General features: G+C 71.4%; 22 protein-coding genes. 7 read left to right on the forward strand and 15 right to left on the reverse strand.

The window, feature by feature from the left end; genetic code table 11:
- Position 1: 1 nt before the first annotated feature.
- From IG94_RS0109480 to IG94_RS0109505, 6 genes are all read right to left on the reverse strand, one after another.
- Positions 2-1063, reverse strand: coding sequence for an ABC transporter ATP-binding protein (locus IG94_RS0109480; RefSeq protein WP_031033348.1), 1062 nt, complete (start codon positions 1061-1063; stop codon positions 2-4).
- A 10-nt stretch (positions 1064-1073) separates the two neighbouring features.
- The gene (locus IG94_RS0109485) at positions 1074-2051 is read right to left on the reverse strand and encodes an ABC transporter permease (protein ID WP_031033349.1); all 978 of its coding nucleotides are present in this window, start codon (positions 2049-2051) and stop codon (positions 1074-1076) included.
- 116 nt (positions 2052-2167) lie between these two features.
- Positions 2168-3970 (reverse strand): ABC transporter substrate-binding protein, encoded by a 1803-nt coding sequence (locus tag IG94_RS0109490; RefSeq protein ID WP_031033350.1) that lies wholly within the window; start codon positions 3968-3970, stop codon positions 2168-2170.
- Between the two features lie 112 nt (positions 3971-4082).
- Entirely contained in the window at positions 4083-5114 is a 1032-nt protein-coding gene (locus tag IG94_RS0109495) for an ABC transporter permease (RefSeq protein WP_031033351.1), read from the reverse strand.
- A 946-nt stretch (positions 5115-6060) separates the two neighbouring features.
- A complete protein-coding gene (gene typA, locus IG94_RS0109500; RefSeq protein ID WP_031033352.1) occupies positions 6061-7977 on the reverse strand; it encodes a translational GTPase TypA in 1917 nt (638 codons plus the stop codon).
- A gap of 143 nt (positions 7978-8120) precedes the next feature.
- Positions 8121-10403, reverse strand: coding sequence for an ABC transporter family substrate-binding protein (locus tag IG94_RS0109505; RefSeq protein ID WP_031033353.1), 2283 nt, complete (start codon positions 10401-10403; stop codon positions 8121-8123).
- 375 nt (positions 10404-10778) lie between these two features.
- Here IG94_RS0109505 and IG94_RS0109510 point away from each other — a divergent pair, with 375 nt between their 5' ends.
- The 4 genes from IG94_RS0109510 (at position 10779) to IG94_RS0109525 (ending at position 14707) form a co-directional block, all read left to right on the forward strand.
- Positions 10779-11069: a hypothetical protein gene (locus IG94_RS0109510; protein ID WP_031033355.1), complete on the forward strand. Its 291-nt coding sequence runs from the start codon at positions 10779-10781 to the stop codon at positions 11067-11069.
- 61 nt (positions 11070-11130) lie between these two features.
- Positions 11131-11967: a hypothetical protein gene (locus tag IG94_RS0109515; protein ID WP_031033356.1), complete on the forward strand. Its 837-nt coding sequence runs from the start codon at positions 11131-11133 to the stop codon at positions 11965-11967.
- Positions 11967-13925, forward strand: a complete 1959-nt coding sequence (locus tag IG94_RS0109520) for a fumarate reductase/succinate dehydrogenase flavoprotein subunit (protein WP_031033358.1) — start codon at positions 11967-11969, stop codon at positions 13923-13925. Before IG94_RS0109515 ends, IG94_RS0109520 begins: the two co-directional genes overlap by 1 nt.
- Entirely contained in the window at positions 13922-14707 is a 786-nt protein-coding gene (locus IG94_RS0109525) for a succinate dehydrogenase/fumarate reductase iron-sulfur subunit (protein ID WP_031033359.1), read from the forward strand. Before IG94_RS0109520 ends, IG94_RS0109525 begins: the two co-directional genes overlap by 4 nt.
- 3 nt (positions 14708-14710) lie before the next feature.
- On the opposite strand, the gene IG94_RS0109530 is transcribed toward IG94_RS0109525, so the two are convergent.
- Entirely contained in the window at positions 14711-16039 is a 1329-nt protein-coding gene (locus IG94_RS0109530; RefSeq protein WP_078892237.1) for a glycoside hydrolase family 18 protein, read from the reverse strand.
- Positions 16040-16162: 123 nt separating this feature from the next.
- Between IG94_RS0109530 and IG94_RS42530 the strand changes: the two genes are divergently transcribed.
- Positions 16163-16306: a hypothetical protein gene (locus tag IG94_RS42530; protein ID WP_157852227.1), complete on the forward strand. Its 144-nt coding sequence runs from the start codon at positions 16163-16165 to the stop codon at positions 16304-16306.
- Here the strand turns inward: IG94_RS42530 and IG94_RS0109540 are convergent.
- From IG94_RS0109540 to IG94_RS0109570, 7 genes are all read right to left on the reverse strand, one after another.
- A complete protein-coding gene (locus IG94_RS0109540) occupies positions 16293-18938 on the reverse strand; it encodes a SpoIIE family protein phosphatase (protein WP_031033362.1) in 2646 nt (881 codons plus the stop codon). The two genes, IG94_RS42530 and IG94_RS0109540, sit on opposite strands and share 14 nt — an antisense overlap.
- A 495-nt stretch (positions 18939-19433) precedes the next feature.
- Positions 19434-19850: an ATP-binding protein gene (locus tag IG94_RS0109545; protein ID WP_031033363.1), complete on the reverse strand. Its 417-nt coding sequence runs from the start codon at positions 19848-19850 to the stop codon at positions 19434-19436.
- Between the two features lie 60 nt (positions 19851-19910).
- Positions 19911-20345: a (deoxy)nucleoside triphosphate pyrophosphohydrolase gene (locus tag IG94_RS0109550; protein ID WP_031033365.1), complete on the reverse strand. Its 435-nt coding sequence runs from the start codon at positions 20343-20345 to the stop codon at positions 19911-19913.
- A gap of 84 nt (positions 20346-20429) precedes the next feature.
- Positions 20430-20615, reverse strand: a complete 186-nt coding sequence (locus IG94_RS0109555; protein WP_031033367.1) for an SPOR domain-containing protein — start codon at positions 20613-20615, stop codon at positions 20430-20432.
- Between the two features lie 375 nt (positions 20616-20990).
- The gene (locus IG94_RS0109560; RefSeq protein WP_031033368.1) at positions 20991-21743 is read right to left on the reverse strand and encodes a GntR family transcriptional regulator; all 753 of its coding nucleotides are present in this window, start codon (positions 21741-21743) and stop codon (positions 20991-20993) included.
- Positions 21744-21891: 148 nt separating this feature from the next.
- Positions 21892-23127, reverse strand: coding sequence for a DUF4190 domain-containing protein (locus IG94_RS0109565; protein WP_031033369.1), 1236 nt, complete (start codon positions 23125-23127; stop codon positions 21892-21894).
- Between the two features lie 195 nt (positions 23128-23322).
- Positions 23323-23895 carry a helix-turn-helix domain-containing protein gene (locus tag IG94_RS0109570; protein ID WP_031033371.1) on the reverse strand — a complete coding sequence of 191 codons (573 nt, stop codon included), beginning with the start codon at positions 23893-23895 and terminating at the stop codon, positions 23323-23325.
- A 107-nt stretch (positions 23896-24002) separates the two neighbouring features.
- On the opposite strand from IG94_RS0109570, the gene IG94_RS0109575 reads away from it, so the two are divergent.
- Complete coding sequence (locus tag IG94_RS0109575; protein ID WP_031033372.1) at positions 24003-24629, forward strand: class I SAM-dependent methyltransferase; 627 nt, start codon at positions 24003-24005, stop codon at positions 24627-24629.
- 307 nt (positions 24630-24936) lie between these two features.
- On the forward strand, positions 24937-25443 hold the full coding sequence (locus IG94_RS0109580) for a DinB family protein (protein WP_031033373.1): 507 nt from the start codon (positions 24937-24939) through the stop codon (positions 25441-25443).
- Between the two features lie 75 nt (positions 25444-25518).
- On the opposite strand, the gene IG94_RS0109585 is transcribed toward IG94_RS0109580, so the two are convergent.
- A complete protein-coding gene (locus IG94_RS0109585) occupies positions 25519-26106 on the reverse strand; it encodes a TetR/AcrR family transcriptional regulator (RefSeq protein ID WP_031033374.1) in 588 nt (195 codons plus the stop codon).
- Between the last annotated feature and the right edge of the window lie 66 nt (positions 26107-26172).

Raw genomic sequence — 26172 nt, forward strand, 5'->3', positions numbered from 1 at the left:
CTCAGCCCAGCCGGGGCTGAATCTTCTCGATGAACACCTGCTGCCGCTGGTCGCCCGTCAGGTGGCAGGCGGCGCCGCGGCCCAGGTCGAGCGTCGGACGCTCCCCCGAACACCGCTCGCCGGTGACCAGGTCGGTGAAGCCGCACCGCGGGTGGAACGCGCAGCCCGAGGGCGGGTTCATCAGCGAGGGCGGCGACCCCGGGATCGGCATCAGCGGCTCGTTGACGTCGGACGTGAGGTTCGGCATCGAGCCCAGCAGGCCCCAGGCGTACGGGTGCTGCGGCGACTTGAGGACCTCGCGCACCGTGCCGCGCTCCACGGCCCGGCCCGCGTACATGACCAGGATGTCGTCGGCCATGTTGCCGACCACGCCCAGGTCGTGGGTGATCATGATGATCGCGGAGCCGAACTCCTGCTGGAGGTCCTTGAGCAGGTCGAGGATCTGCGCCTGCACCGTCACGTCGAGCGCCGTGGTCGGCTCGTCCGCGATGAGCAGGTCGGGGTTGCAGGAGAGGGCCATGGCGATCATGGCGCGCTGGCGCATGCCGCCGGAGAACTGATGCGGGTAGTCGTCGACCCGCTTCTGCGGGTGCGGGATGCCGACCTTCTGCAGCAGGTCGATGGCGCGCACCCGGGCGTCCTTCTTGGACGCGCCGTTGTGCTTCATGAACGGCTCGCCGATCTGCCGGCCGACCGTGTAGTACGGCGACAGCGCGGTGAGCGCGTCCTGGAAGATCATCGCCATCTTCTTGCCGCGCAGCGTCTCCAGCTGCTTCTCACTGGCGTCGGTCAGCTCCTGGCCGTCCAGGGTGATCGAGCCGTCGATCGCGGTCTTGCGGCGGTCGTGCAGGCCGAGGACGGCCAGGTTGGTCACCGACTTGCCGGAGCCGGACTCGCCGACGATGCCGAGGGTCTTGCCCCGCTCCAGGTCGAAGGAGAGACCGTCCACCGCCTTGACGACGCCGCCCTCGGTGGAGAAGTGGACCTTGAGGTCGCGCACCGAGAGAAACGCGTTCCCCGCGGCGGCGGCCGGGGCCTCTTCGGGCTTGGTCTGAGTGGTCACGGTGGTTCTCCTAGGACAGGCGCACGCGCGGGTCGATGACGGCGTACATGGCGTCCACGATCAGGTTGAAGACGATGATGAGCGCTGCGCTGACCAGCATGACGCCCATCAGCATCGGCAGGTCCTTGTTGGTGACGGACTCCAGCGCCAGCCGGCCGACCCCGGCCAGGCCGAACGTCAGCTCGGTCACCATGCCGCCGCCCATGAGGGAGGACAGGTCGATGCCGAGGATGGTGACGATGGGGACGAGCGAGCCGCGCCACGCGTACCGGAAGAAGGTGTAGTTGCCCGACATGCCCTTGGCGCGGGCCGCTCTCACATGCTCTTCCTGTAGTTGCTCGATCATCGACGACCGGCTCATACGCGTGTAGTTGGCCGTGAAGATGGTCGCCATGACGAGCCAGGGGATCAGCAGGCCCGCGAACCAGCCGCCGAGGTTCTCGGAGAACGGCACGTACTTCGGCTTCGAGAGCCAACCGGTGCTGTAGACGAGCGCCAGCATCACGAGCGGGCCGAGGAAGTAGATCTGCAGGGAGCTGATGACCAGCGAACCGGAACTGAAGACCTTGTCGATCCAGGTGCCGCGGTTGCGCGCGGCCAGCAGGCCGGCGCCGAGGCCGACGATGAGGAAGACCACGAGGCTGCCGACGGTCAGCGAGACCGTCAGCGGGAACCGGTCCATGATCGTGTCCCAGACGTTCTGGTTGTTCGCGAAGGAGACACCGAAGCAGGGGGCGGCGCAGTGGCCGACGGCGAAGTCGCGCCCGGCGAAGATGCCGATCAGGAAGTTCCAGTACTGGACCGTGACCGGCTTGTCGAGGCCCAGGTTCTTGTGGATGATCTCCAGCGCGTCCGGAGTGCAGTTCTTGCCACAGGCCAGCATGGCCGGGTCCTGCGGGATCGCGAAGAACATGAAGAAGGTGAAGGCACTGATCAACACCAGGATCAGCACCGCGCCGAGGGACCGGCGAATGAGGAATTGAAGCATGGCAGACAGCTGCTCTCAGGACTGCGGCAGGGGGATGGGGAGGGCCGGAGGGGAACCGGGCCCGGTGGCGGGCGCGCTGCGCAGCGCGCCCGCCACCGGCTTCCCGGCCCAACGGGTTACTTCTTGAGGAAGACCCGGGTCACGTCCACGTAGCTCGAGTCCGAGCTGTAGCGGATGCCGCCGATGTTCGAACCGAAGATCTGGAAGACCTTGGTGTAGTAGATCGGGGCGGCCGGGTTCACTTCCTTGGAGATGTACTCGTTCAGCTCGGCCCAGGCCTTGGTGGCCTCGTCCGTGTCCGTGATCTTCTGGATGCGCTTGATCTCGGAGTTGACGTGGTCGTCGTTGATGTGCGAGTAGTTCGACGCGCCGTCCTGGATCTGCGTGCCGTCGTAGACCGGCGGGAAGACCGTGGAGGCGGACGGCCAGTCCTGGCCCCAGCCGGTCATGTACAGGTCGTAGCCGTTCTTGACCTTGCCGACCTGCTCGTACCAGGTGGCGGAGTCGATCTCCTTCTTCTGGATGTCGAGGCCGATCTTCTCCAGCGCGGTGGCGATCAGGACGGCCTGCTTCTGGCGCTCCGGCGTGTTGCCGTAGGCGTAGACGAGGCTCTTGCCCTCGAAGCCGCCCTCCTTGATCAGCTTCTTGGCGGCCTCGACGTCGCCGTTCGGCTTCTTCTCCCGGTTGAACGGGTCGAACTTCTCGTCGTAGCCCGGAGTCGTGGGCGACATCAGCGAGTTGGCGACCTCACCGCCGTAGGCACCGCCGTCGGCCTTGAAGACCGCGTCCGAGGGCAGGGCCAGGCTGATCGCGTCACGGAGCTTCTTGTCCTTGATGCGGTCCATGTTGAAGTTGAGCTGCCACACGTAGGGGGCGTAGCCCTGGATCGTGCGGTTCTCCATCGCCTGCTTGTCGCCGACGACCTTCTGGAGCTGGGTGGTGGCGACCTGGCCCGTGAACATCATGGCGTTCTTGGCCTCGCCCTGGTCGGCGAGGAGGGTCTTGGTCTGGTCCTCGTCGTCGTGGTTCATCGAGATGTTGAACCCGTCGAGGTACTGGTGGCGCACCGAGTCGGACTTGGGGTCCCACTGGGTGTTCTTGACCAGCGTCATGGACTTGCCCGGCTTGAAGTCGGAGATCTTGTACGGGCCGACCGAGACGGGGGCGGAGTCGTACTTCTCCTTGGTGTCCGTCTCCTCCGGGACCAGCTGGTAGCCGGGCATGGTCAGCATCTGCGGCAGGTCGGGCCGCGGGGTGTCGAAGTGGAAGACGATCGTCTTGTCGTCCGGCGTCTCCAGCACGTCGTCGGGCAGGTGCTTGCCCTTGTCCGGGCCCTGGTAGGCGTCGCGGTAGGTCGTGCCGTCACCGGACAGCCACTGCTGCAGGAACGTCGGGCCATCGGTGATGTAGTTGGAGTACAGGCGCTCGACGGTGTTGCGGAAGTCCGCCGAGTTGATCGGGTTCCCGTTCTCGTCCTTCAGGTTGTCCTTGAGGGTGTACGTCCAGGTCTTGCCGCCGTCGGACTCCTTGCCCGCGTCGGTGGCGAGGTCGCCCACGACGGTCAGGTTGCCGTTCTCGTCCTCGTCGTACTGGGTCAGACCGCGGAAGATGAGGCGGCTGAGCAGCTTGCCGTCCGAGACGTAGATCTGGCCCGGGTCCAGGTGGGAGAAGTCCGTGGCCTGGTAGACGGTCGCGACGCCACCCGACTTGGCGCCCTCGACGTCGGGCGCCGGGCCGGTGGACGCCTGCGCGTCGCCGATCTGGACCGGCTTCGACTGCGACTTGGCGTCTTCCTTCTGCTTGCTGTTGTCCTTGGAGGAGCTGTCGCTGTCGCCACCACCGCAGGCGGTGAGGGTCAGGGCGCCGGCAGCGACCGCGACTATCGCGGCCGTCGCGGTGCGGTTACGGAGAATGCTCATAGGGACGAGTCCACCTGCCTGTGAGTAGTGAGCGCTGCTGGTACAAGGCCGGGACCGGGCTGGGCGGCGCCGAACCGGCCGGGCGAGGATGTGGGGGGATTTCCCCTGGGCCTCAGCGGTTTCCCTTGGGATCGAAGGCGTCCCGCACCGAGTCACCGAGGAGGTTGAAGGCCACAATGAAGATCACCATGGCCACGCCGGGGAAGAGCATGTAGTACGGGTCCTGCTCGATGATCTCGGCGCCGATCTTGAACATCCGCCCCCAGTCCGGCGTGGGCTCGACGTACCCCACGCCCACAAAGGACAGGAAGGCGATGCTGAGGATGGTGCTCGGCAGCGTCAGCGTCGCCTGTACCAGCGTAGGAGTGACGATGTTGGGCAGCAGTTCCTTGCGGAGGATGCGCCAGGGCGAGGCCCCGGAGATGCGGGCCGCCTCGATGAACTCCCGGTCGCGCAGGGACATCGTGGCGCCGCGGACGATGCGCGCCATGCTCATCCAGCCCAGGAAGGACAGCACGATGATGATCGCGGCGGCGCGCACATAGGTGGGCGTCTCCTTGTCCGGGGCGACGAACACGGTGGTGATGACGGGCATCGCGGCGACGAAGAAGAGCTGGCTGGGCAGGGCCATGAAGAAGTCGGTGATCCGGCCGAGCCAGTAGTCGATCCTCCCGCCGAAGTAGCCGCCGGCCAGGCCGATCAGGACACCCAGGAACGTCATGATGAGGGTCGCCGCCAGCGCGGTGGCCATCGAGTTGCGCATCCCGTAGAGCAGCTGCGTGAACACGTCGCGGCCCAGGCCCGGTTCGATGCCGAACCAGAAGTCGCCGTCGATGCCGCCGAACGGTGCGGCGGGCATGGTGAACATGTCCAGGAGGTCGGGGTTGTCCTGCCCGTACAGCGTGTACGGGTCCTTGCCGTAGACCTTCGAGATCAGCGGCGCCGCCGCCGCGATCACGAAGAAGAACAGGACGACGAAGGCAGAGATCACGCCGGCCCGGTCGCGCTTGAAGCGCGCCCACATCAACTGGCCGGGCTTGCGCCCTTCCGGCTCCTTGGGCTTCGGGGCGTCACCCTGCGGCGCGCTCTCTTTGTCCAAGACGGGAGAGGCTTCAGCACCCTCAATCTCGATTGGACTCGTCATGATTCGTCCATTTCACAGGTTGGAGGTCGTCGGGGGTATGGGGGTCCGACGGCCTTCGCACGGCGTATGTCAGGCGCAGCGCGCGAGGGGAACAACGACGGAGGGGCGACATCACCCCTGGAGAACCCTGGCTCGCGACCGGTGGCACCGGCCGACGGCACGCGTCGTCAGGGAAGTTCGCGACGCCTCGCCGCGGCCGTATCGACCTGGACGACACGGAACGCACCCGCGGGGCCTGCACCTGCCATCGGGAACGATGCGACCCATATGGCGCTTGTGGCACCTCGCATGGGTTCCTCCTCATGAATCCGCTGGTTCACCGCAAAGAGGAGCACCCGACACACACCGGCCACTGACCGGTGATGAGATCGTCGGGCACCCTCACGCTCGCGAGCCTGCGCCCCGTCAGCGCGTGACCCGTTTATCCGAGCTCTACGCGCCTAACTATCTGCCATCCTCCGGGGAACGAACCACAGGTTCGAGGTCTCGGTTCGATCACAGATAGGGGCCAGACCTTTCAAAATCCGGACAAAGGGTTTGGTGCGAGATCGCTGCGAAACGGACTTGTTACACATCTAACGGGGGTGACTGTCCGCATAGCGGACACACGTGACGCAGAAAATGATTGCGCGTGACGCTCGGAGAGTGCAGGCTGACAGACAGCTCTGTCTCGCGCCGGGTACGACCGCCGTCATCGACGGCGGGGCCCTCGCGTGCTTCCGCGCAGGTTAGTGGCTGCGGGACCGTCCGACGCGGCCCCGTCGGGAAGTCGAGGGTTTTCCCTACGTGGCCGTGTGCGACGTTGCCGTGCGCGACGTTGCCGTGCGCGACGTTGCCGTGCGCGACGTGGCCGCGTGCACCCACGAAAGGGCACCGGGCGCCACGTCGGCCGTGGTGCCCGGTGCCCCCTGTGTCAGCTGCTCCGGCGTTCTGAAGTCCCGGCGGGTCAGCCGTGCTTGGCGCGGCTCGCGGCGCGGGCGCGCTCGCGGGCGTCCAGGTTCACCTTGCGGATGCGGACGGCCTCCGGGGTCACCTCGACGCACTCGTCGTCGCGGCAGAACTCCAGCGACTGCTCGAGCGACAGCTTGCGCGGCGGGACGATCGCCTCGAACGAATCGGCCGACGACGACCGCATGTTGGTGAGCTTCTTCTCCTTGGTGATGTTGACGTCCATGTCGTCGGCGCGGGAGTTCTCGCCGACGATCATGCCCTCGTACACCTCGGTGCCCGGGTCCGTGAAGAGGACACCGCGCTCCTGGAGGTTGGTCATCGCGAACGCGGTGACGGCACCGGAGCGGTCGGCGACCAGCGAGCCGTTGTTGCGGGTCGTGAGGGTGCCGAACCAGGGCTCGTGGCCCTCGTGGATGGAGTGGGCGATGCCGGTGCCGCGGGTCTGGGTGAGGAACTCCGTACGGAATCCGATCAGACCGCGGGACGGCACCACGAACTCCATGCGGACCCAGCCGGAGCCGTGGTTGGACATGTTGTCCATCCGGCCCTTGCGCACGCCCATGACCTGCGTGACCGCGCCCATGTGCTCCTCGGGCACGTCGACCGTCATGCGCTCGACGGGCTCGTACGTCTTGCCCTCGACCTCCTTGGTGACCACCTGCGGCTTGCCGATGGTCAGCTCGAAGCCCTCGCGGCGCATCTGCTCGACCAGGATGGCGAGCGCCAGCTCACCGCGGCCCTGCACCTCCCAGGCGTCCGGCCGTCCGGTGTCCAGGACGCGGAGCGAGACGTTGCCGATCAGCTCGCGGTCCAGGCGGTCCTTGACCTGGCGGGCGGTGACCTTGCGGTCCTTGACGGCCGCCTTGTTGTCCGCGCCCTTGCCGGTGGCGCCGCGGCCGACCAGCGGGGAGGTGTTGGTGCCGATGGTCATGGAGATCGCGGGCTCGTCCACCGTGATCAGCGGCAGCGGGACCGGGTTCTCCTGGTCGGCCAGGGTCTCGCCGATCATGATGTCCGGGATGCCCGCGACGGCGCAGATGTCACCGGGGCCGGCCTTCTCGGCGGGCTTGCGGGTGAGCGCCTCGGTCATCATCAGCTCGGAGATGCGGACGTTCTGCACGGAGCCGTCGCGCTTCATCCAGGCGACGGTCTGCCCCTTCTTCAGCTCGCCCTGGTGCACGCGGAGCAGCGCGATGCGGCCGAGGAAGTTGTCGGCGTCCAGGTTGGTCACGTGCGCCTGGAGGGGGGCGTCCTCCTCGTACGTCGGCGCCGGGATGTAGTCCAGGATCGTCGAGAAGAACGGCTCCAGGCTGGTGGAGTCGGTGGGGACCGTGCCGTCCTCGGGCTTGGTGAGGGAGGCGACGCCGTCCCGGCCGCAGGCGTAGACGATCGGGAACTCGATCTGCTCCTCGTCGGCGTCGAGGTCCAGGAAGAGGTCGTACGTCTCGTTGACGACCTCGTCGATCCGGGCGTCCGGGCGGTCCGTCTTGTTGATGCAGAGGATGATCGGCAGCCGCTGGGCGAGCGCCTTGCGCAGCACGAAGCGGGTCTGCGGCAGCGGGCCCTCGGAGGCGTCGACGAGCAGCACGACGCCGTCCACCATCGACAGACCGCGCTCGACCTCGCCGCCGAAGTCGGCGTGGCCGGGGGTGTCGATGATGTTGATGGTGATGACGTCCCCCCCGGCCTTCGGGTGGTACTTCACCGCCGTGTTCTTGGCGAGGATCGTGATGCCCTTCTCACGCTCCAGGTCGTTCGAGTCCATCATGCGGTCGTCGACGCCCTCGAGCTGGTGGGCGGCGAAGGCACCGGCCTGCTTCAGCATGCCGTCGACGATGGTGGTCTTGCCGTGGTCGACGTGGGCGACGATGGCGACGTTGCGAATGTCGTGACGCGTGGTAGACGCGGCCATAAGTGGCTTACTCCCGGAGGGTGTGAGGACGGCCCTCGCGGACGTCCGTGTCACGCGGGCCTGCCGGGCGGTACATGCCACGGCCTCACCCAATGGTACGGGGCCCCGGGGGCTGCGGCTTGCCGGGAGGGGTGGGCCGGGTCTCAGGACGAGGGCGAGGCGGCGGGCCGGGGGCCCTGGGCGCCCTTCTTCAGGAAGCCCATGTCCTCGTAGACCGGCGTCTCGAAACCGAACGCGCCCGCGTTGGCGAGGCCCTTGCGGGCCGCCGTCAGCTGGGGGCGCTGGTAGAGGGGAACGGAGCCGGCCGCCGCCCAGATCCGGGAGTCGGCCTTGCGCAGCAGGTCCCGGGCCTCCTTGCGGTCCAGCGTCGACATCGCGCGGTCGAAGAGCTGGTCGACCTGGTCGGTGCCGACCCGGGTGTAGTTCTGCGCGACGTTCAGGGAGCCGTCGGCGGCCGGGACGGGCTTGGCGTAGACGGGGCGGGCGTCGGTGGCGGGGAAGGCGGTGGCGGGCCAGGAGTAGAGCGCGAGGTCGTACGCGCCCGAAGCGATGTGGTCCTTGAAGTAGCTCTCGTCCGGCACCTTCGTGATGGCGGTGTCGATGCCGATCTCGTCCAGCATGTCCGAGACCCGGCCGGCGACGGTGCGCAGCGCCTCGGAGCCGGGGCCCGAGGGGAGCACGAAGCGGAGGGTGAGCGCCTTGCCGTCCTTGGCGACGGGGGCCGCCGCGGCGGCCGGGGCGGCCGTGCCCTTGGGGGCGTAGGCGCCGGGGGCGCCGCCCTGCGCGGTGTTCTTGCCGCTGCTGTGCTTCTCGCCGCTCTCGGCGTCGCCGGCCTTCGCCCCTCCCTCGCCGTTCTCGCCGTCACCGCTGTCGCCGCCGTCGCCGGGGTTCTTGCCGTCCTCGCCGACGATGTACGTCCCGTCGTCGCCGTCGTCGCCGTCCTCGGACTTCTTCCCGTCCTTCTCCTTCTCCCCGTCCCCCTCGGCGCCGGCCGCCTTCTCGCCCTTCTCGGTCTTCTTCACCGGCCCGCCGGGCACCCACCCGGCGTCCGCGAGCAGGGCGCGGGCCTCCTTGGCGTTCTGGTCGCCGAGTGCGCCGCTGCCGTCGGCGTAGGCGGGCTGGCCGGCCAGCGCGACATGGCTGCCCACGGGCTCGGCGGGCAGGCCGAGCGGCTTCAGCACCGCCTCGGCCAGCTTCTTCCGGTCCAGGGCCCGGGCCACGGCCCTGCGGACGCGTTCGTCGGCGAGCGGGCCGTCGGCGCCGTTGAGGGCGAGCTGGGTGTAGGCGGGCTCCAGCGACTTGCGCACCTCGAAGCCGCTCAGGGCCCGCTGCCGGCGCTGGGCCTTCGCCTCGGTCTCGCGCCGCTCCTCGCGGGCGAGGACCTCCTCCTCGGCGGCCTCCTCGTCGGAGCCGTTGGCCAGGGCCCAGGAGCGCAGCGCCTGCGCGGCGGACCTGCCCCGGTCTCCGGCGAGCGGGGAGCCGGGGGCGCCCGCGGCCGGGGTGCCCTGCGGTCCCATCAGCGGAGTGCCGGTGCCGGCGTCGCGCGGGCCGGCGGCCAGGCCGACCTCGTCGGCGGTCTCCGGGTCGACCTCCGCGAGGTCGAGCTTCCCGGCGACCAGCTCGGAGACGCGCTTGTCGCGGGGGACGGCGCGCAGCACGATCTGCTCCAGCTTGGCCGGCTCGCCCCACCAGCGCGGATTGCCGGCGAGCACGACCTCGTCGTCCTTGGTGTCGACCTTCTGGACCGCGAAGGGACCGGCGGTGACCTTGAGCTCCCGCCGCGCGCCGTCGTTGAAGGCGTCCGGGGTGCCCGTGACGTCCTTCGGGTACAGCGGCGTGAACAGGGACTGCCAGTCGGCGTAGGGCCGGCTGAAGGTGACCTTGACCTCCAGGTCGCCGGCGCCGCGCTCGACCTTCTCGATGCGGTCGTAGCCGGCGTTGCGCGCGGTCCAGTAGGCGCTGTCCTTGCCGGACAGGGCGCGCCACTGGGCGGCGAAGTCGGCGGCGCCGATCTCCCGGCCGTCGCTCCAGACGGCCTGCTGGTTCAGCTTGTAGACGACGACCTGTTTGGGCTCGGTGTCGACGACCTCGGCCGACTCCAGGTAGTCGGGGTTGCGCGCCGGGCGGCCGGTGTCGTCCGTCCGGTACATCGAGGGGAGTACGGCCTGGGCGACGCGGTTCGTGGTGTCGTCGGCGTCCGCCTGGAAGGTGTTCAGCGTCTCCGGTACGGAGTCCACGGCCCAGCGCAGGGTGCCGCCGTCGGCGACCCGGGAGCGCGGGGCGGCGGCGACGTCCTGTGCGGCGAGCGGCTTGCCGGCCGGTTCGTCGGAGGTGCAGCCGGCCAGCGCGGGGACCGCGAGGACACCCGCGGTGAGGAAGGCGACCGAGCGCGTGACGGCGCGCGGTCCGACGCGGACGTGGGACATCTCTGCTACCTCCGGAAGGCCGCGGCCGTGGTGATCGCTCGGGACGGTGCACGCGCGATGCACCGTGTGTCGCAGTACGCCTTATTTGCGGTATTCAAGTTGATCATTTGTATCCGGACGGGGATGCGGCCACTGAAGAGGAAACGGTTCGGCCGTGCGCGGAGACACGGCGACAGCGGTACGCAACGCCACTCGTGCGGCGCAATGCCGCCCGTGGTGCACCGGCGCGCTCCGGCCAATCGCTGCACATCCCTTCCCAGCGGCGGGTGTGACGCGCGACACTCGCAGGCGCATGAGCGTCGCCACCCAAGGCCGGTCCCTGCCGTGTGCCCTGCGGACGTCCGGCGGAAGTTCCGGCGGAAGTGAGGTCACGTCATGTCCGTGCACGACGACCTGTCATCGATCCAGCGCAGTCTCGACGAACTGGCCCGGTCGGTGACCCGGCTGGAACAGCAGGTGGGCAGCGGCGGCCTGGAGGTCCGCCGGGTCCGCACCGACGCCGACCACCTGCGCGAGAGCGTCGCGCTGCTGCGGGCGGCGACCGCGGCGCCGGACGCACCGCACCGTCCCGACCTCGTCACGATCCCCGACACGCCGTACGACGGCTCGCTGTGGACGGACTCGGACGACGAGGGCCTCGGCGCCCGCGACCGCCGCGCCCCCTAGGGCCTGTGCCGGGGGACACGAGAAAGGCCCGCAACCAGACCCGACCGACCGGAGTCGCCCAGTGGCCACTGGTACGGAACCGCCAGCCACCGAGGACCATCCCCCGGGCGGCGGCGTCCACTCCCGGACGCGCGCCGCCATCCGCGCCCCGCACCTGCGCACCGACCGCTGGTGGCTGGCACCGGCCGCCACCGCCGCGGGCCTGCTGGCCTTCGTCGTCTACTCCACCTGGCGGGCCTTCGCGAACGCGGACTACTACGCGGCCCCCTACGTCTCGCCCTTCTACTCCCCCTGCCTGGCGGAGAGCTGCGAGCCGATGCGCTCGGGGCCCAACTGGGAACTCTTCGGCACCTGGTGGGGCGTCTCCCCCGCGATCATCATCCTGATCTTCCCGCTCGGCTTCCGCCTGACCTGCTACTACTACCGCAAGGCCTACTACCGGGGCTTCTGGGCCTCCCCGCCGGCCTGCGCGGTGGCCGAGCCGCACAAGAAGTACACCGGCGAGACCCGCTTCCCGCTGATCCTCCAGAACATCCACCGCTACTTCTTCTACGCGGCGCTCCTCGTCGCGCTGATCCTCACCTACGACACCGTGCTCGCCTTCCGCGACGAGCACTACGCCTGGGGCCACATGGGGCTCGGCACCCTCATCTTCCTGGCCAACATCGCGCTGATCTGGGCGTACACCCTCTCCTGCCACTCCTGCCGGCACATCGTCGGGGGCAAGCTCAAGCACTTCTCCCGGCATCCCGTGCGCTACCGGATGTGGCGGGTGGTCGGCAGGCTCAACGCCCGGCACATGCAGCTCGCCTGGGCGTCGCTGGTGAGCGTGGCGCTCGCCGACTTCTACGTGTATCTCGTCGCGTCCGGCGTCTTCGACGATCCGAGGTTGTTCTGATGTCCGTGGTCGACCGGCAGGAATGGGACGTGGTCGTGGTGGGCGCGGGCGGCGCCGGACTGCGCGCCGCCGTCGAGGCCCGCGAGCGCGGCGCCCGTACGGCCGTGATCTGCAAGTCGCTGTTCGGCAAGGCGCACACGGTGATGGCCGAGGGCGGCATCGCCGCCGCCATGGGCAACGTCAACTCCGGCGACGACTGGCAGGTCCACTTCCGCGACACCCTGCGCGGCGGCAAGTTCCTCAACCAGTGGCGGATGGCCGAACTGCACGCCCAGGAGGCCCCGCAGCGGGTGTGGGAGCTGGAGACCTGGGGGGCGCTGTTCGACCGGACGAAGGACGGCCGCATCTCGCAGCGCAACTTCGGCGGCCACGAGTACCCGCGCCTCGCCCACGTCGGCGACCGTACGGGTCTCGAACTGATCCGCACCCTGCAGCAGAAGATCGTCTCGCTCCAGCAGGAGGACTTCCGCGAGACCGGCGACCACGAGTCCCGCCTGAAGGTCTTCCAGGAGTGCACGGTCACCCGCGTCCTCAAGGACGGCCGGAACGTGTCGGGCGTCTTCGGCTACGAGCGCGAGAGCGGCCGCTTCTTCGTCCTCCAGGCGCCCTCCGTGGTGCTCGCCACGGGCGGCATCGGCAAGTCGTTCAAGGTGACGTCGAACTCGTGGGAGTACACCGGCGACGGCCACGCCCTGGCGCTGCTGGCCGGGGCGCCGCTGCTGAACATGGAGTTCGTGCAGTTCCACCCGACGGGCATGGTCTGGCCGCCGTCGGTCAAGGGCATCCTCGTCACCGAGTCGGTGCGCGGCGACGGCGGCGTGCTCAGGAACTCGGATGGCAGGCGGTTCATGTTCGACTACGTCCCCGACGTCTTCAAGGAGAAGTACGCCGAGTCGGAGGCGGAGGGGGACCGCTGGTACGACGACCCCGACCACAACCGGCGCCCGCCCGAGCTGCTGCCGCGCGACGAGGTGGCCCGCGCGATCAACGCCGAGGTGAAGGAGGGCCGGGGCTCGCCGCACGGCGGGGTCTTCCTCGACGTGTCGACCCGGATGTCCGCCGAGGTGATCCGGCGCCGGCTGCCCTCCATGTACCACCAGTTCAAGGAGCTGGCCGACGTCGACATCACGGCGGAGGCCATGGAGGTCGGGCCCACCTGCCACTACGTGATGGGCGGCATCGCCGTCGACTCCGACACGGCCGCGGCGCGCGGGGTGCCGGGGCTGTACGCGGCCGGTGAGGTGGCCGGCGGCATGCACGGCTCCAACCGGCTGGGCGGCAACTCGCTCTCCGACCTGCTGGTGTTCGGGCGCCGTGCGGGCCGGTACGCGGCCGAGTACGCGGCGGCGCGATCCGGCGACGGGGGTGACGGGGCCCGCGTCCCGGTCGAGGACGCCCAGGTCGACGCGGCCGCCGCGGAGGCGCTGCGGCCGTTCTCCGCCGAGACGCAGGAGCCCGCCGAGGGCCCGCCGGAGAACCCGTACACCCTCCACCAGGAACTGCAGCAGACCATGAACGACCTGGTCGGGATCATCCGCCGCGAGCCGGAGATGAAGCAGGCCCTGGAGAAACTGGCCGAGCTGCGGGTGCGCGCCCGCCGGGCCGGGGTGGAGGGGCACCGGCAGTTCAACCCGGGCTGGCACCTCGCCCTGGACCTGCGGAACATGCTGCTGGTCAGCGAGTGCGTGGCGCGGGCGGCGCTGGAACGCACCGAGTCGCGCGGGGGGCACACCCGCGAGGACCACCCGTCGATGGACCGGCGCTGGCGTCCGGCCAACCTGCTGTGCTCGCTGGCCGACCCGTCGGTCGAGCCCGCGGCGGCCGACCCCGAGCGCGGCCGGATCGCCCTGGTGCGGGAGGCCACCGAGCCCGTCCGGCCCGATCTGCTCGCCCTCTTCGAGAAGGAGGAGCTGGTGAAGTACCTCGCCGACGACGAACTGGAGGGCCTGGGCGGATGACCGGCTACGAGGCCCGCTTCAAGGTGTGGCGCGGTGACGTGGAGGGCGGCGGCCTGGCGGACTTCACGGTCGAGGTCAACGAGGGCGAGGTGGTCCTCGACATCATCCACCGCCTCCAGGCCACCCAGGCCCCCGACCTCGCCGTGCGCTGGAACTGCAAGGCCGGCAAGTGCGGTTCGTGCTCGGCGGAGATCAACGGGCGTCCCCGGCTGCTCTGCATGACCCGCATGTCCGTCTTCACCCGCGAGGAGACGATCACCGTCACGCCGCTGCGCGCCTTCCCGGTGATCCGGGACCTGGTGACGGACGTCGGCTTCAACTACACCAAGGCGCGGGAGGTCCCGGCCTTCGTGCCGCCCGCCGAACTCGGGCCGGGCGAGTACCGGATGATGCAGGAGGACGTGGAACGGTCGCAGGAGTTCCGCAAGTGCATCGAGTGCTTCCTCTGCCAGGACACCTGCCACGTGGTGCGCGACCACGAGGAGAACAAGCCGGCCTTCGCGGGACCGCGGTTCCTGATGCGGGTCGCCGAGCTGGACATGCACCCGCTGGACGCGGCCGGGGACACCGGCCTGGACCGCGGACGCGCGGCCCAGGACGAGCACGGCCTCGGCTACTGCAACATCACCAAGTGCTGCACGGAGGTCTGCCCCGAGGGCATCCGGATCACGGACAACGCGCTGATCCCGCTGAAGGAACGGGCCGTGGACCGCAAGTACGACCCGCTGGTGTGGCTGGGTTCGAAGATCGGCCGCCGGACCCGGGACCGGGGCACCCCTTAGGCCCTAACCGACCCAGCCCGACCGGTACGACGCCCAGTCCTCGTCCGTCGCCGCGAAGTCGATGTACGCGGCGACACCGAACCGCTCGCGGTCGGCGTCCGTACGGGACAGTCCGAGGCGGACACCGCGGACGGCGGCGGCGACGGTCTCGGCGTGCGCCCAGTGGCCGAAGCGGTTCTCCTGGTAGAAGGGCAGGCCCATCAGGAGGTGGGTCGTGGGCGGCGTGACCTCCAGCGCCAGCGAGGTCTGCTGCGCTACGTAGCCGCCGTACAGGCTCTCCAGCGGCTGCATCGTGTCGTACGACATGACGGCGATCTGGTCGACGCGGCGGGCCACCCGGCCGAAGAACTCCTGCGACCACCATTTGGGGTGCCCGGCGACCGTGCCCCAGAAGGAGTGGAAGCCCGGGAGCGGGTCGATCTGGTGGGCGGCGACGGAGAGCTGCGCGCCGCGCGGGCGGGTGACGGCGCGGACGTCGTCCAGGAGGGAGAGGTAGTCCCGGTCGCCCGAGTGCAGCGGCTCCAGGTCGAGGTGGACGCCGTCGTAGCCGACGTCCAGGACCTGGCGGGCCGAGTCGACGACGGCGGCACGGGTGGCGGCCTGCTCCAGCCGCATGCCGTCGGGGCTCTCGGTGGCGAGGACGTCGCCGAGGAAGGCCTGGACGCGGACGCCGGGCAGTTCCCGGTGCACGCCGTCGATCAGCCAGTGGGCCTTGGGGTAGAGGGCCTCGGGCAGCGTGCCGTCGTGCTCCATCGGGCCGGTGTGGACGTACAGGTCCCGGATGCCGGTGGTCTTCAGGTTGCGGGCCAGCGCGGTGAGGTCGGCCTCCGTCTTGCGGCCGTCGACCCAGGCGTGGCCGAGCCAGAGCGCGTCGCGGCCGCGGGTGCGGGTGCCGTCGGCGGGGTCGCCCAGGTAGTTGACGCGCAGGGCCGTCTCTGCGACGAGCAGGGGGAGGAGCAGGACGAGGAGGACGGCGAGGGCGGTTCGCTTGCGGCGGATGCGGGGTCTTTTGCGTGGGGTGGCCTTGGCCTCGGCTTCGGCGTCTTTGTTCCCACCCGCACCAACCGTGCGGCTCTCGTCGTCGGGTGCGGGTGGGACCGGTGGGAGCTGATCGGTGTCGGCGGGGGCTGGTGGGCCCGGTGGGGGCGAATCACCGTCGGCGGGTGCCGGTGGGACCGGCGAAGGCCGACCGGCGTCGGCGGGTGCCGGTGGGCCCGGCGGGGGCTGATCTGTGTCGGCGGGGGCTGGTGGGCCCGGCGGGGGCGAATCGGTGTCGGCGGGTGCCGGTTCGGTGCGTCTCGGTTCGGTGGGTCTCGGTTCCGTGTCCTCCACGGTGTCCCCTCCCTGTGGCCCGGTCCCGGTCGCGGTGGCCGGTCGCCGCGCGTACGCTCCGAGCGTGTTGCCAACGGGGACGACTCGAACCGGTGTTCCGGTTCCGGTCGGGGGTGCATCGCGATGATCTCCGCCGACCTGGTGCCGCCCCTGGTCACGGCCGGGGCGGCCCTGCTGCTGGCCGGGTGCGGCCACGTACGCCGCACCCGGCGGGCCCGCACCCGGACGACGCCGGGGCGTGCCGCCGGAGGCGTCAGAAGAGGCTGAGCAGCGCCTCCGCCGGGTCGGTGAGCTGGGTGTCGGCGCCCGGCAGGGGCAGTTCGAACCAGACGGTCTTGCCGCGCGGCGTACGGCGTGAGCCCCAGGCCGCGCTGAGCAGGCCGACCAGTTGCAGGCCGCGGCCGCCCTCGTCGGTGGCGCGGGCCCGGCGCCTGCGGGGCTGGACCAGGCCGGAGTCCCAGACCTCGCAGACCAGGGTGCGGTCGAGGAGGAGGCGGAGCCTGATCTCGCCCTCGCCGTACCGCAGCGCGTTGGTGACGAGTTCGCTGACGAGCAGCTCCGTCGTGTCGACCAGCGGTTCCATGTCCCAGTCGAGCAGCTGGGCGCGGGCCAGCTCGCGGGCCCGGCCGACGCTGCGCGGCTCGCGGGGCAGCGTCCAGTCGCCGACCGAGTCGCTGGGCAGCCCCTGGACACGGGCCATCAGCAGCGCGATGTCGTCCTCGCCGTGGTGGCTGTCCAGCGTGTTGAGGACGTGGTCGCAGACGTCCTCCAGGGGCTGGGCGGGGTCGGTGAGAGCGCCCACGAAGGCCTGGAGCCCCTCGTCGAGGGGGTGGTCGCGGCTCTCGACCAGTCCGTCGGTGTAGAGGGCCAGCAGGGCGCCCTCGGGCAGTTCGACCTCCACCTCCTCGAAGGGCTCCCCGCCCACCCCGAGCGGCAGGCCGGGCGGCACGTCCAGCATCAGCGCGGTCTCCCCGGGCTCGACCAGGACGGGCGGCAGGTGGCCCGCGTTGGCGAAGGTGCAGCGCCTGGTCACCGAGTCGTAGACGGCGTACACGCAGGTCGCCAGGTAGACCTCGGACAGGTCGGCCTCGCGTGGACGGCGGGCGGACCGGGTGGCCTGCTGGACGCCCGAGGGGGCGCCGAGGCCCCGGGCGATCTCGTCCAGCTGGGCGAGCACCTCGGCCGGTTCGAGGTCGAGCTGGGCCAGGGTGCGTACGGCGGTGCGCAGTTCGCCCATCGCGACCGCGGCGCGCAGGCCGCGGCCCATGACGTCGCCGACGACCAGGGCGGTGCGGTGGCCGGGCAGCTCGATGACGTCGAACCAGTCGCCGCCGACCTCGCTGGCCCGGCCGGTGGCCGCGTTGCCCGGCAGGTACCGGCAGGCGATGTCGAGGCCGGACGCCTCGGGGTCGCCGGGCGGGAGCAGGGAGCGCTGCAGGATGAGCGCGCGTTCGTGCTCGCGCCGGTAGAGGCGGGCGTTGTCGATGCAGACGGCGGCGCGGGCGGCCAGCTCCACGGCGAGGTCGCGGTCGCGGTCGCCGAAGGGCTCGCTGCCCTTGGTCCGGGCGAACTGGGCGAGTCCCACGACCGTGTCGTGGGCGACCATCGGCACGGCGAGGGTGGACTGCACGAGGCCGCCCTCCTCCGCAGGCACACTGCGCGGGCGGGCGGTGCGCAGGGCGTCCGCACAGGGCGAGTTGAACGGGTAGTGGTGGACGGCGCCGAGCTTGACCCGCTCGCCGGTGCCGAGGAAGGGGGCGTCGGAGACGGCACTGGAGAAGGCCACGCGGCGCAGCTCCGCGCTGCCGTCGGCGAGGCCGGGCGGGGTCTCGTCGCCCGCCAGCAGACCCTGGTAGAGGTCGACGGTGGCCAGGTCGCAGAAGCCGGGGACGACGACGTCGAGGAGTTCGCGGGCGGTGGTCTCCAGGTCGAGGGAGTTGCCGATGCGGGCGCCGGCGTCGTTGAGCAGGGCGAGGTTGCGGCGGGCGGCGGCGGCCTCGCGGGCGGCCTGGCGGCGGGAGGTGATGTCGGTTCCCAGCCAGGCGACGCCGATGGGCCGGCCGGAACCGCTGTGCACGCGGTAGAGGTTGACGGACCAGTGGCGGCGCCCCTCCGAGCCCGGCACGAAGCCCGTGACGTGCATGTCCGTGATGGAGTTGCCGGTTTCGAGGACCCGGCGCAGGGTCGCGGAGACGCGGTCGGCCTCGGCCCGCGGCAGGTAGTCGTGGACGGTCTTGCCGCGGTGGCTGTCGGGCGTGCCGCCGAAGATGGAGGCGAACCGGTGGTTGGCGCGGCGCACCCGCAGGTCCGGGTCGATCAGCAGGAAGCCGAACGGGGACTGGCCGAAGATGGCCTGCGAGGCGGCGAGGTCGGTCTCGATGCTGCGCAGGACGCGTACGTCGACGACGATGCAGACGGCGGCCTTCTCCCCGTCCTCGGTGCGGGTCGGCATGACGTACACCTCGGCGAGGCCGCGCCTCCCGCGCCCGCGTTCGCCGTCCCGGTCCGGGTCACCGGGGACGTCCGGTACGGGGGACCCGGGGGCGTCCGGTGTGCGGAAGGGGACCACGCCGGTCCACTCCCGGCCGTCGAGGATTTCGGCCATCTTGCGCTGGCCGCGCTCGCGCAGCTCGGGGTCGACGAAGGCGTCGATGGGATCGGTGCCCACGGCGTGTTCGGCGGGGATGCCGAGCAACTGCTCCGCGCGCAGGCTCCACTGGTCGACGAGGCCGTCGGGACCGATGGAGAAGGACGCGACCTTGATGTAGTCGTAGATGGAGCCGGGTGGGTTGCTCTGCCACACCGCGTCACCGAGTGGCGCGCCGTGCGACGGCCTCTCGGTCTCCTTGGACTCCTTGGACTCCGCGGACTCCTTGGCCCTCGCTGGTATCTCGCTCACGCGAACCGTCCCCTCCAGCTCACCGCGTCCGGCACCGGTCACCGGAGGCGGCTGCCCGCAGTATCCAGCACTACGGCGCCGCACGACACGGTGTTCACGATCACAGCACGGTCCCGATGGTTTTCGGTCCGGACCGTGACAACACTTCCAGTCTTCTAACCAGCGGACACGGCATCGAATCCCGCAGTTCCACAACTGCCTCCGGCCCGGTCACGACGGCCCCCGGGAACAGGGGCGTTGCGGGGCCGCTTCGGCGCGGTGCCGGGGCGTTCGGACGCGGTGGCGAGGGCGGATCACCGCTGCCTCGCGGTGACGGTGCGTCACGACTGCCGCGTGGTGTGGTGCGGCGGCGGCTGCCGCGTGGCGCGGTGCGGCGGCGGCTGCCGCGTGGCGCGGTGCGGCGGCGGCTGCCGCGTGGCGCGGTGCGGTGGCGGCTGCCGCGTGGCGCGGTGGTGAGTCGCGGTGGTGAGTCGCGACTGCCGCGCGGTGCCGTGGTCACGGCTGTGGCGGCACCGTGAGTTCGAACCACACCGTCTTGCCCGTTCCGCCGGACCGGGTGCCCCACCGGCGTGCGGTCGACGCCACCAGCTGCAACCCCCGGCCGTCCTCGTCGTCGGGCCGGGCGACGCGCTCCCGGGGCAGGTCAGGGAGCGGGTCGGAGACCTCCACCAGCAGGACTCCGGCGGCCCCGCCGGGGCCGCGCTCCAGGCGGACGCCGATGGGGCCGGCGGCGTGCCGCAGGGCGTTGGTGGCCAACTCGCTGACCAGCAGGGCGGCGAGGTCGCCGACGCTGCCGAGCCGCCACTCCTCCAGCGTGCGGCGGACCACCGAGCGGGCGGTGCGCACGGCGTCGGGTGCCGCGGGGAAGACCCACTCGGCACAACCGCCCTCGCTGTCGTCCACGCCGCTCACATCCCCGGCCGGCGTCCCCCACCTGCGTCCGCTTCCGTCGGGTTGATAGGCACGTACCCTCTATTCAGGCGCTGTACCGCCGGGAGAACGCACCGCGTCGAGCCCCAGGTGGGCGATCACCCGCTCGACGGCCGGCACGTCCTGGTCGAGCCAGGGCACGTCCCAGATCCGGTCGGGGGCGAGCCAGCGCAGGGCGTCGTGGTCCTCGAGGGGCTCGGGAGCGGCGGAGCCGGGGAGCAGCCGCGCGGTCCACACGTGCAGGACGAACGGCGCCCTCAGGGGCCACCGCCCGGGGACACGCTCTCCTGGCTCGGCGGCCACGCCCAGTTCCTCGTGCAGTTCGCGCACGAGGGCCGCCTCGGGGCTCTCGCCCGCCTCGACCTTGCCGCCGGGCAGTTCCCAGCGTCCGGCCAGGTCGGCCGGTGCGCTGCGGCGCGCGGCCAGAAGACGTCCGCCGTCGACGAGGGCCGCGGCCACCACGATCCGTTCGCTCATGCGCCGGATCCTACGGCCTGTCCCGGTCCGCACCCCCGGCCCGCCCACCGCGGCGGGCCGCCGACCGCCGGGTCGGCCGTGAGGTCAGTCTCCCGCGCCCTTGGCGCCGAGCTTCTCGACCCAGTAGAGCTGCTGGTGCCCGCGGTCGTGCAGGGTGTCCGCGATCTTCTGGGCCTCGTCCCGGGTCGCGTACCGGCCCACGCGATAGCGATTGCCGTTGTCGTCCTGCCGGAAGACCAGCCAGGGAAGAGTGACCGTGCCGTCGTTCATCGCGCCTCTCCACTTCCCGCCCGCGGCCCGCGCCGCGCCCCGCCCGGTAAGGAAACCCCGATCCGCATATGCCCGAGCCTACGCCCAACCTTTACTCAGCGAATACGGCTTTACACAAAGAGGTACGCAACCAGCCAGAACGCAGGGGGCGCACGAGAAGGAACGCGCCGTCCGGGCGCGCCAACGCTTCCGGTCGGAGGCATGGCAGGAGCGACGGAGACGACCTGCGGGAACGACCGGATTCCGGCGCCGCGCGGACGGTGACGGACCGTGCCGGACGGGCGTGCGGGCAGGACTGAGGGGCGCGAGAGGCGCACGGGAGGCGTGCGCCATCTCACACCACGGGAGCGAGCCTGAAGTCTCCCGGCGCCGCCGCTACTTGACGGGGAGGTGGTACGCCACCCGGTACCGGTCGGCGGGGACGACCACGTCGGCCGTCTCGACCGCCCGGCCCGAGGCGTAGAAGGTGCGGTGGACGACCAGGACCACGTGGCCCGGGACGCCGCCGAGGGCGAGCAGTTCCTCGGCGAGGCCGGGGCGGGCGCCGACCTCCTCGGTGACGTTGTCGACGACGACGTCGATGGCGGCCATGCGCTCCACGACGCCCATGCCGCCGAGCGGCCCCTCCTCGGGCAGCATCACGGGGGTGCGGCCGGTGAGGTCGAGCGGCTCCCAGGAGGTGGAGAGCATCACGGCCTCGCCGGCCTCCCGGAAGACGTACCGCGTGCACATGACCCGGTCGCCGGACTTGATGCCCAGCCGCTCGGCCACGGCACCACTCGCCTCGGCCTGCTCGCTGCGCGACTCCCAGGTGCCGTGCGCCTCGCCGTCGGCCTGCTCCTGGCGGAAGGGGGTGGCACCGCCCGCCGGCCGGTAGCCGGAGCGGGCGATGCGCCGGGGCACGGGCCGCGCGCGCACATAGGTCCCGGAGCCGGAGCGGCCCTCGACCAGCCCCTCCGCCATCAGCACCTTGCGCGCTTCGAGCGCGACGGTGTCCGAGACCCCGTACTCCTCGCGGATCCGCGCCTGGGACGGCAGGCGGGTATGGGGCGGCAGCAGGCCGTCGGCGATCTTCTTGCGGAGATCACCCGCGACACGCAGATACGCCGGCTGCTCACCGAATGTCACTGGCCGCTCCCATCAGGTTGTACAGACAGCAACAGCGTGGCAACCGTAGGTTGAGCCAGGCAAGCAAAGGCCAGAGAATCACTCGAAGTGATGACTTGTGGCAGCCGGGGGCTTTACCCAGGCACTTCCTCCCGCTATGGCGCGCGCCTCACACCTTCAGGCCGGGGTCGTCCCCGCCACCGCCGTCCTCGCCGCCCGCCTCGTGGTCGGGCGGCGTCGTGGCCAGTCCCAGGGCCTCGCGGGCGGTGACCGTGGTGTCGGCCGCGAGCAGGTCGTAGCCCTTGCCGTAGTGCGCGTAGTAGGTGTCCGCGTCGGTCGCCTTCGCCGCCAGGCCCCACTCGTCGCGCGCCGTCTCCAGGTCCCGGACCAGTTCGGTGACGGGGCGCTCGGCACCGCCCGGCCAGCGGTGCCGGTCCAGCATCGTGGTCTCGGCCCGGAGCGCCTCCGCCACCTGTCCCGCCCAGATCCGGTAGGCCGCAAGGTCGTCCTCGACGGCCGCCGCCCCGGGCATCCGGTCCATGGCGCGGTTGAGGTGACCCTCCGCCAGCAGATAGGTGTGCTGGTCCGCGTCGAGCCGCGCACCGTCGTTGCGGAGCGAGCCGGTCAGGTCGGCCCGCTCGTCGGTGTTGCCGAACAGGCAGGTGATCTCCCGGTCGCCGGTCCGCCAACTGCCGGAGGTCGGGGTCAGGTAGTACACGTCGACGTCGGCCGGCAGCGCCCACCGGTCCATGGCGTAGCCGTCCTGCAGGGCGTAGCAGCGGTCGTCGGCGGCCCGGCTGATCTCCGTGTCGCCGGGGAAGGAGCCGCGCGGCAGTTCGAAGGAGGCGAAGACCTCGCCGTCGTGCTGCTGCGCGCAGGGCACCTCGTCGACGTCGTACGTCACTCCCTGCAGGGAGCCGCTGGGGGTGGTGAAGCACTGGCCCTTCTCCAGCGCGTACGCGGTGCCCTCGCCCCGCGCGGCGTCGCGGAAGCCGTCCCAGAAGTCGCCGGCGGCTCCCGTGGAGAGCAACGCCGCCCACAGCGCCAGCCCCACGCAGGACAGCAATGACCCGGCCACCGCGAACCCCTTGCCCCGTTCGCCGCGCTTCCTGATGCGCGCCAGCGCGACCAGCCCGAGCACCAGCCCGACCGCCGGCACGAAGCACAGGATCCCGAGCACGAACGCGGCGACGGCGAGTCCGCTGAGCCGCGCCTCTCCGGGCCGCCCCCCGTGACCGCCGTAGGGCTGCCCCCAGGGACCCGGCTGCGGATACGCGTACGGATACGGCTGCGACGGCAGGTGGGGGTGCTCGGGCTGCGGCTGCGGCGGGTGGTGGTGCTGCCCGGCCGGATGCGGTCCCTGGGCGTGGGGCCCCTGGGGCCCGGGCTGCGGCGGTGTGGACACGTGTGCCGTGCTCCTGTTTCGGGCGGTGACGCGGAGGCGCCGCGGGACGCCGGCCGCGGTCTCGGGTGGCCGGCCGGTCACTGAGCGCATGGTAGGCACGGGCGGGAGGTGGACGGTACGCGGGTCACGGACACGACGGACCGGGCCCCACCCTCGCCGCGAGGGCGACGGCGTGAGCGGCGGCGGCCGTTCCGCTCAGTCGCCGCGCACGTGTGTCCGCACCCCTTGCAGGCCGAACAGGACGAGCAGTTCGACCGCGCCGCCGTCGGCGCTGCCCAGCCAGTGCGGCAGGGACGTCTCGAACTCGGCCGCCTCGCCGGGCGACAGCACGAGGTCGCGCTCCCCGACCAGCAGCCGGAGCCTGCCGCTGAGCACGTACAGCCATTCCGAGCCCTCGTGGGTCTGCGGGGTGGGTTCGAGCGGCGCCGGCCGGCTCGGAATGATCATTTTGAAGGCCTGCGTCCCGCCCGGCCGCCGGGACAGGGGCACGAAGACCATCCCGAAGCGCCGGACCGGCTTCAGATGGATCCGCGGGTCGCCGGTGCGCGGCGCCCCGACGAGGTCGTCCAGCGGGACGTCGTAGATCCGGGCGAGCGGCAGCAGCAGTTCCAGGGTGGCCCGGCGCTGCCCGCTCTCCAGCCGGGACAGGGTGCTCTCGGACACACCGGTCGCCGCCGAGAGGTGGGCGAGGGTGATGCCCCGCTCGCGGCGCAGCGTCCGCAGCCGCGGGCCCACGGCATCGAGTACGTCGTCCGTTCCGGCGTCCATCGGGTCACCTTGCCACAACGGCAAGTTTCCGTGCCAGGACCGGGCGGCGCTGCCGAGACTGGCCGCATCGGGCCCTCCCGGGCCGTCCGACGACTTACGGAGCTTCGATGAACACCACCGATCCGGTCGCGTTCTGGGACGGCGTCCACGCGTCCCACCCCGCGACGGGCGACCCGCGGCCCAACGCCCGCCTCGTCGAGACGGTCACCGACCTGCCTCCCGGCGACGCGCTCGACCTCGGGCTCGGCAGCGGCGGCGACGCGCTGTGGCTGGCCCGCCGGGGCTGGCGGGTCACCGCCGTGGACATCTCCGGCGTGGCGGCCGAACGGCTCACCGGGCACGCCCGCGCCCACGGCCTCGGCGATCTGGTCGACGCCCGACGGCACGACCTGGGGGTCTCCTTCCCCGAGGGCCTCTTCGACCTGGTCACCGCGCACTACTTCCACACCCCCTTCGAGATGGACCGGTCGGCGGTCCTGCGGACGGCCGCGCAGGCCCTGCGTCCGGGCGGGCGGCTGCTGGTCGTCGACCACGGCTCGACTGCGCCGTGGTCGTGGAACCAGGACCCCGACGTCCACCACCCGACGCCCGACGAGGTCGCCGCGGGTCTCGCCCTCGACCCGTCGACGTGGCGGGTCGAACGCGCGGACGCGCCGCGCCGGATCGCGACCGGCCCGGACGGCAGCACCGCCGAGGTCGTCGACCACGTCCTGCTGATCCGCCGCGAGGACTGACGGACCGTACGCCGCCCCGGCCCCGCAGGGCCACCCCGACTGCACGGGACCGGCACGCCCCCGCAGCACCGGGCGCCTTGCGGTACCGGCCGGTCCACCTCGGTACAAGCCGGACTACCTCGACACGCCCGGTCCACCTCGGTAACACCCGGTCCACCTCGGTACGACCGGCCTACCTCGGTACGACCGGCCTACCTCGGCGCGCCCGGTCCACCCCCGGCACAACCGGTCCACTCCGGCACAGCCGGTCCGCCGTGATACGCCCGCCCCACCGTGATACGGCCGCCCCACCCACAAGGAGGTCCCCATGCACACGCCTGCCGCCGTCCGCCGCGGTTCGCGCCGGGACACCCCGCCGCCGCGCACTCGCGACAGCGAGGCCGAGACCCTGCGCGGCTTCCTCGACTACCTCAGGGCCTCGATCGCCGACAAGGTCGACGGCGCCCCCGAACCGCAGGTCCGCACGGCCGCGGTGGCGTCCGGCACGAACCTGCTCGGCCTCCTCAACCACCTGGTCCACGTCGAGCGCGCGCTCTTCCTCGGGGAGGAGGTGCGGAACTGGCCGGCGACGTTCCGGGCCGCGCCCGAGGACGGCGTGGCCGACGTCGTCGCCCGCTACCGGGAGACCGTCGCGCGCGCCAACCGGATGCTCGACACGTGCACCGACCTCGGCGCCCCACTCCCCCGGCCCCGCCCGGACCGCCCCGCGCCCAGCGTCCGCTGGGCCCTGGTCCACATGGTCGAGGAGACGGGCCGCCACGCCGGGCACGCGGACATCCTGCGCGAACTGATCGACGGCTCGACGGGGCGCTGACCCGGCCGGGAGTACGACGGAGGGGTCAACGACCGGCCGGCCGGCCTCCCGGGCGGGGCGGGCGCACGGCGGCGCTCACGCGCCTCGGGACCGCACGACGTCCTCGACGCCGCGCAGGAAGGTCTCGCAGACCAGCTCCGGGTCGAAGAGGCAGCCGGCCGCCATCGCGCCGTCCCTCAGCATGACGAGGTGCCGGCCGTCGCCGTCGGCGGGCGCGTCGCCGATCCGGGCCAGCAACTCCGTGACGGTGTCCAGGAACCACTGCCGGTGCGCCAGGACGGCACGGTGGACCGGGTGCGCGGGGTCGGGGTATTCGGCCACCGCGTTGAGGAAGGCGCAGCCTCGGAAGCCGGGCGACCGGATGCCGTCGGCGATGGAACGGGCGACGGCGCGGACCTCGCCGGCGGCCGTCTCCTCGCCCGCCCGCGCGGCCTCGACCTGGGCCCGGATCCCCAGGTCCGCCTGACCGAGGTAGGCGAGGACCAGCTCCTCCTTGCCCGTGAAGTGCCGGTACAGCGTGGCGCGGGTGACCTGCGCCTCCGCGATGATCCGGTCGACGCCGACGGAGTGGATCCCCTCCGCGTAGAAAATCCTGGTCGCCGTGGTGAGCAGCCTCGACCGAGCCGCCGACGTGCTGCCGCCTCCTCCTGTGTCCCGACTCATGGATCCACCGTACCAAGCAGGGGAGGGAGAACGTTCGGTCTTGACAGGGAGCACTCTCGCCCTCTT

The sequence above is a fragment of the Streptomyces olivaceus genome (assembly GCF_000721235.1).
Classification (GTDB): Bacteria; Actinomycetota; Actinomycetes; order Streptomycetales; family Streptomycetaceae; genus Streptomyces; species Streptomyces olivaceus.

Bases quoted from the DNA above. Each gene is read 5' to 3' on its own strand.
- IG94_RS0109485 (WP_031033349.1), bottom strand. From the start codon at position 2,051: ATGCTTCAATTCCTCATTCGCCGGTCCCTCGGCGCGGTGCTGATCCTG.
- IG94_RS0109490 (WP_031033350.1), bottom strand. From the start codon at position 3,970: ATGAGCATTCTCCGTAACCGCACCGCGACGGCCGCGATAGTCGCGGTC.
- IG94_RS0109495 (WP_031033351.1), bottom strand. From the start codon at position 5,114: ATGACGAGTCCAATCGAGATTGAGGGTGCTGAAGCCTCTCCCGTCTTG.
- typA (WP_031033352.1), bottom strand. From the start codon at position 7,977: ATGGCCGCGTCTACCACGCGTCACGACATTCGCAACGTCGCCATCGTC.
- IG94_RS0109505 (WP_031033353.1), bottom strand. From the start codon at position 10,403: ATGTCCCACGTCCGCGTCGGACCGCGCGCCGTCACGCGCTCGGTCGCC.
- IG94_RS0109510 (WP_031033355.1), top strand. From the start codon at position 10,779: ATGTCCGTGCACGACGACCTGTCATCGATCCAGCGCAGTCTCGACGAA.
- IG94_RS0109520 (WP_031033358.1), top strand. From the start codon at position 11,967: ATGTCCGTGGTCGACCGGCAGGAATGGGACGTGGTCGTGGTGGGCGCG.
- IG94_RS0109525 (WP_031033359.1), top strand. From the start codon at position 13,922: ATGACCGGCTACGAGGCCCGCTTCAAGGTGTGGCGCGGTGACGTGGAG.
- IG94_RS42530 (WP_157852227.1), top strand. From the start codon at position 16,163: ATGATCTCCGCCGACCTGGTGCCGCCCCTGGTCACGGCCGGGGCGGCC.
- IG94_RS0109550 (WP_031033365.1), bottom strand. From the start codon at position 20,345: ATGAGCGAACGGATCGTGGTGGCCGCGGCCCTCGTCGACGGCGGACGT.
- IG94_RS0109555 (WP_031033367.1), bottom strand. From the start codon at position 20,615: ATGAACGACGGCACGGTCACTCTTCCCTGGCTGGTCTTCCGGCAGGAC.
- IG94_RS0109570 (WP_031033371.1), bottom strand. From the start codon at position 23,895: ATGGACGCCGGAACGGACGACGTACTCGATGCCGTGGGCCCGCGGCTG.
- IG94_RS0109575 (WP_031033372.1), top strand. From the start codon at position 24,003: ATGAACACCACCGATCCGGTCGCGTTCTGGGACGGCGTCCACGCGTCC.
- IG94_RS0109580 (WP_031033373.1), top strand. From the start codon at position 24,937: ATGCACACGCCTGCCGCCGTCCGCCGCGGTTCGCGCCGGGACACCCCG.
- IG94_RS0109585 (WP_031033374.1), bottom strand. From the start codon at position 26,106: ATGAGTCGGGACACAGGAGGAGGCGGCAGCACGTCGGCGGCTCGGTCG.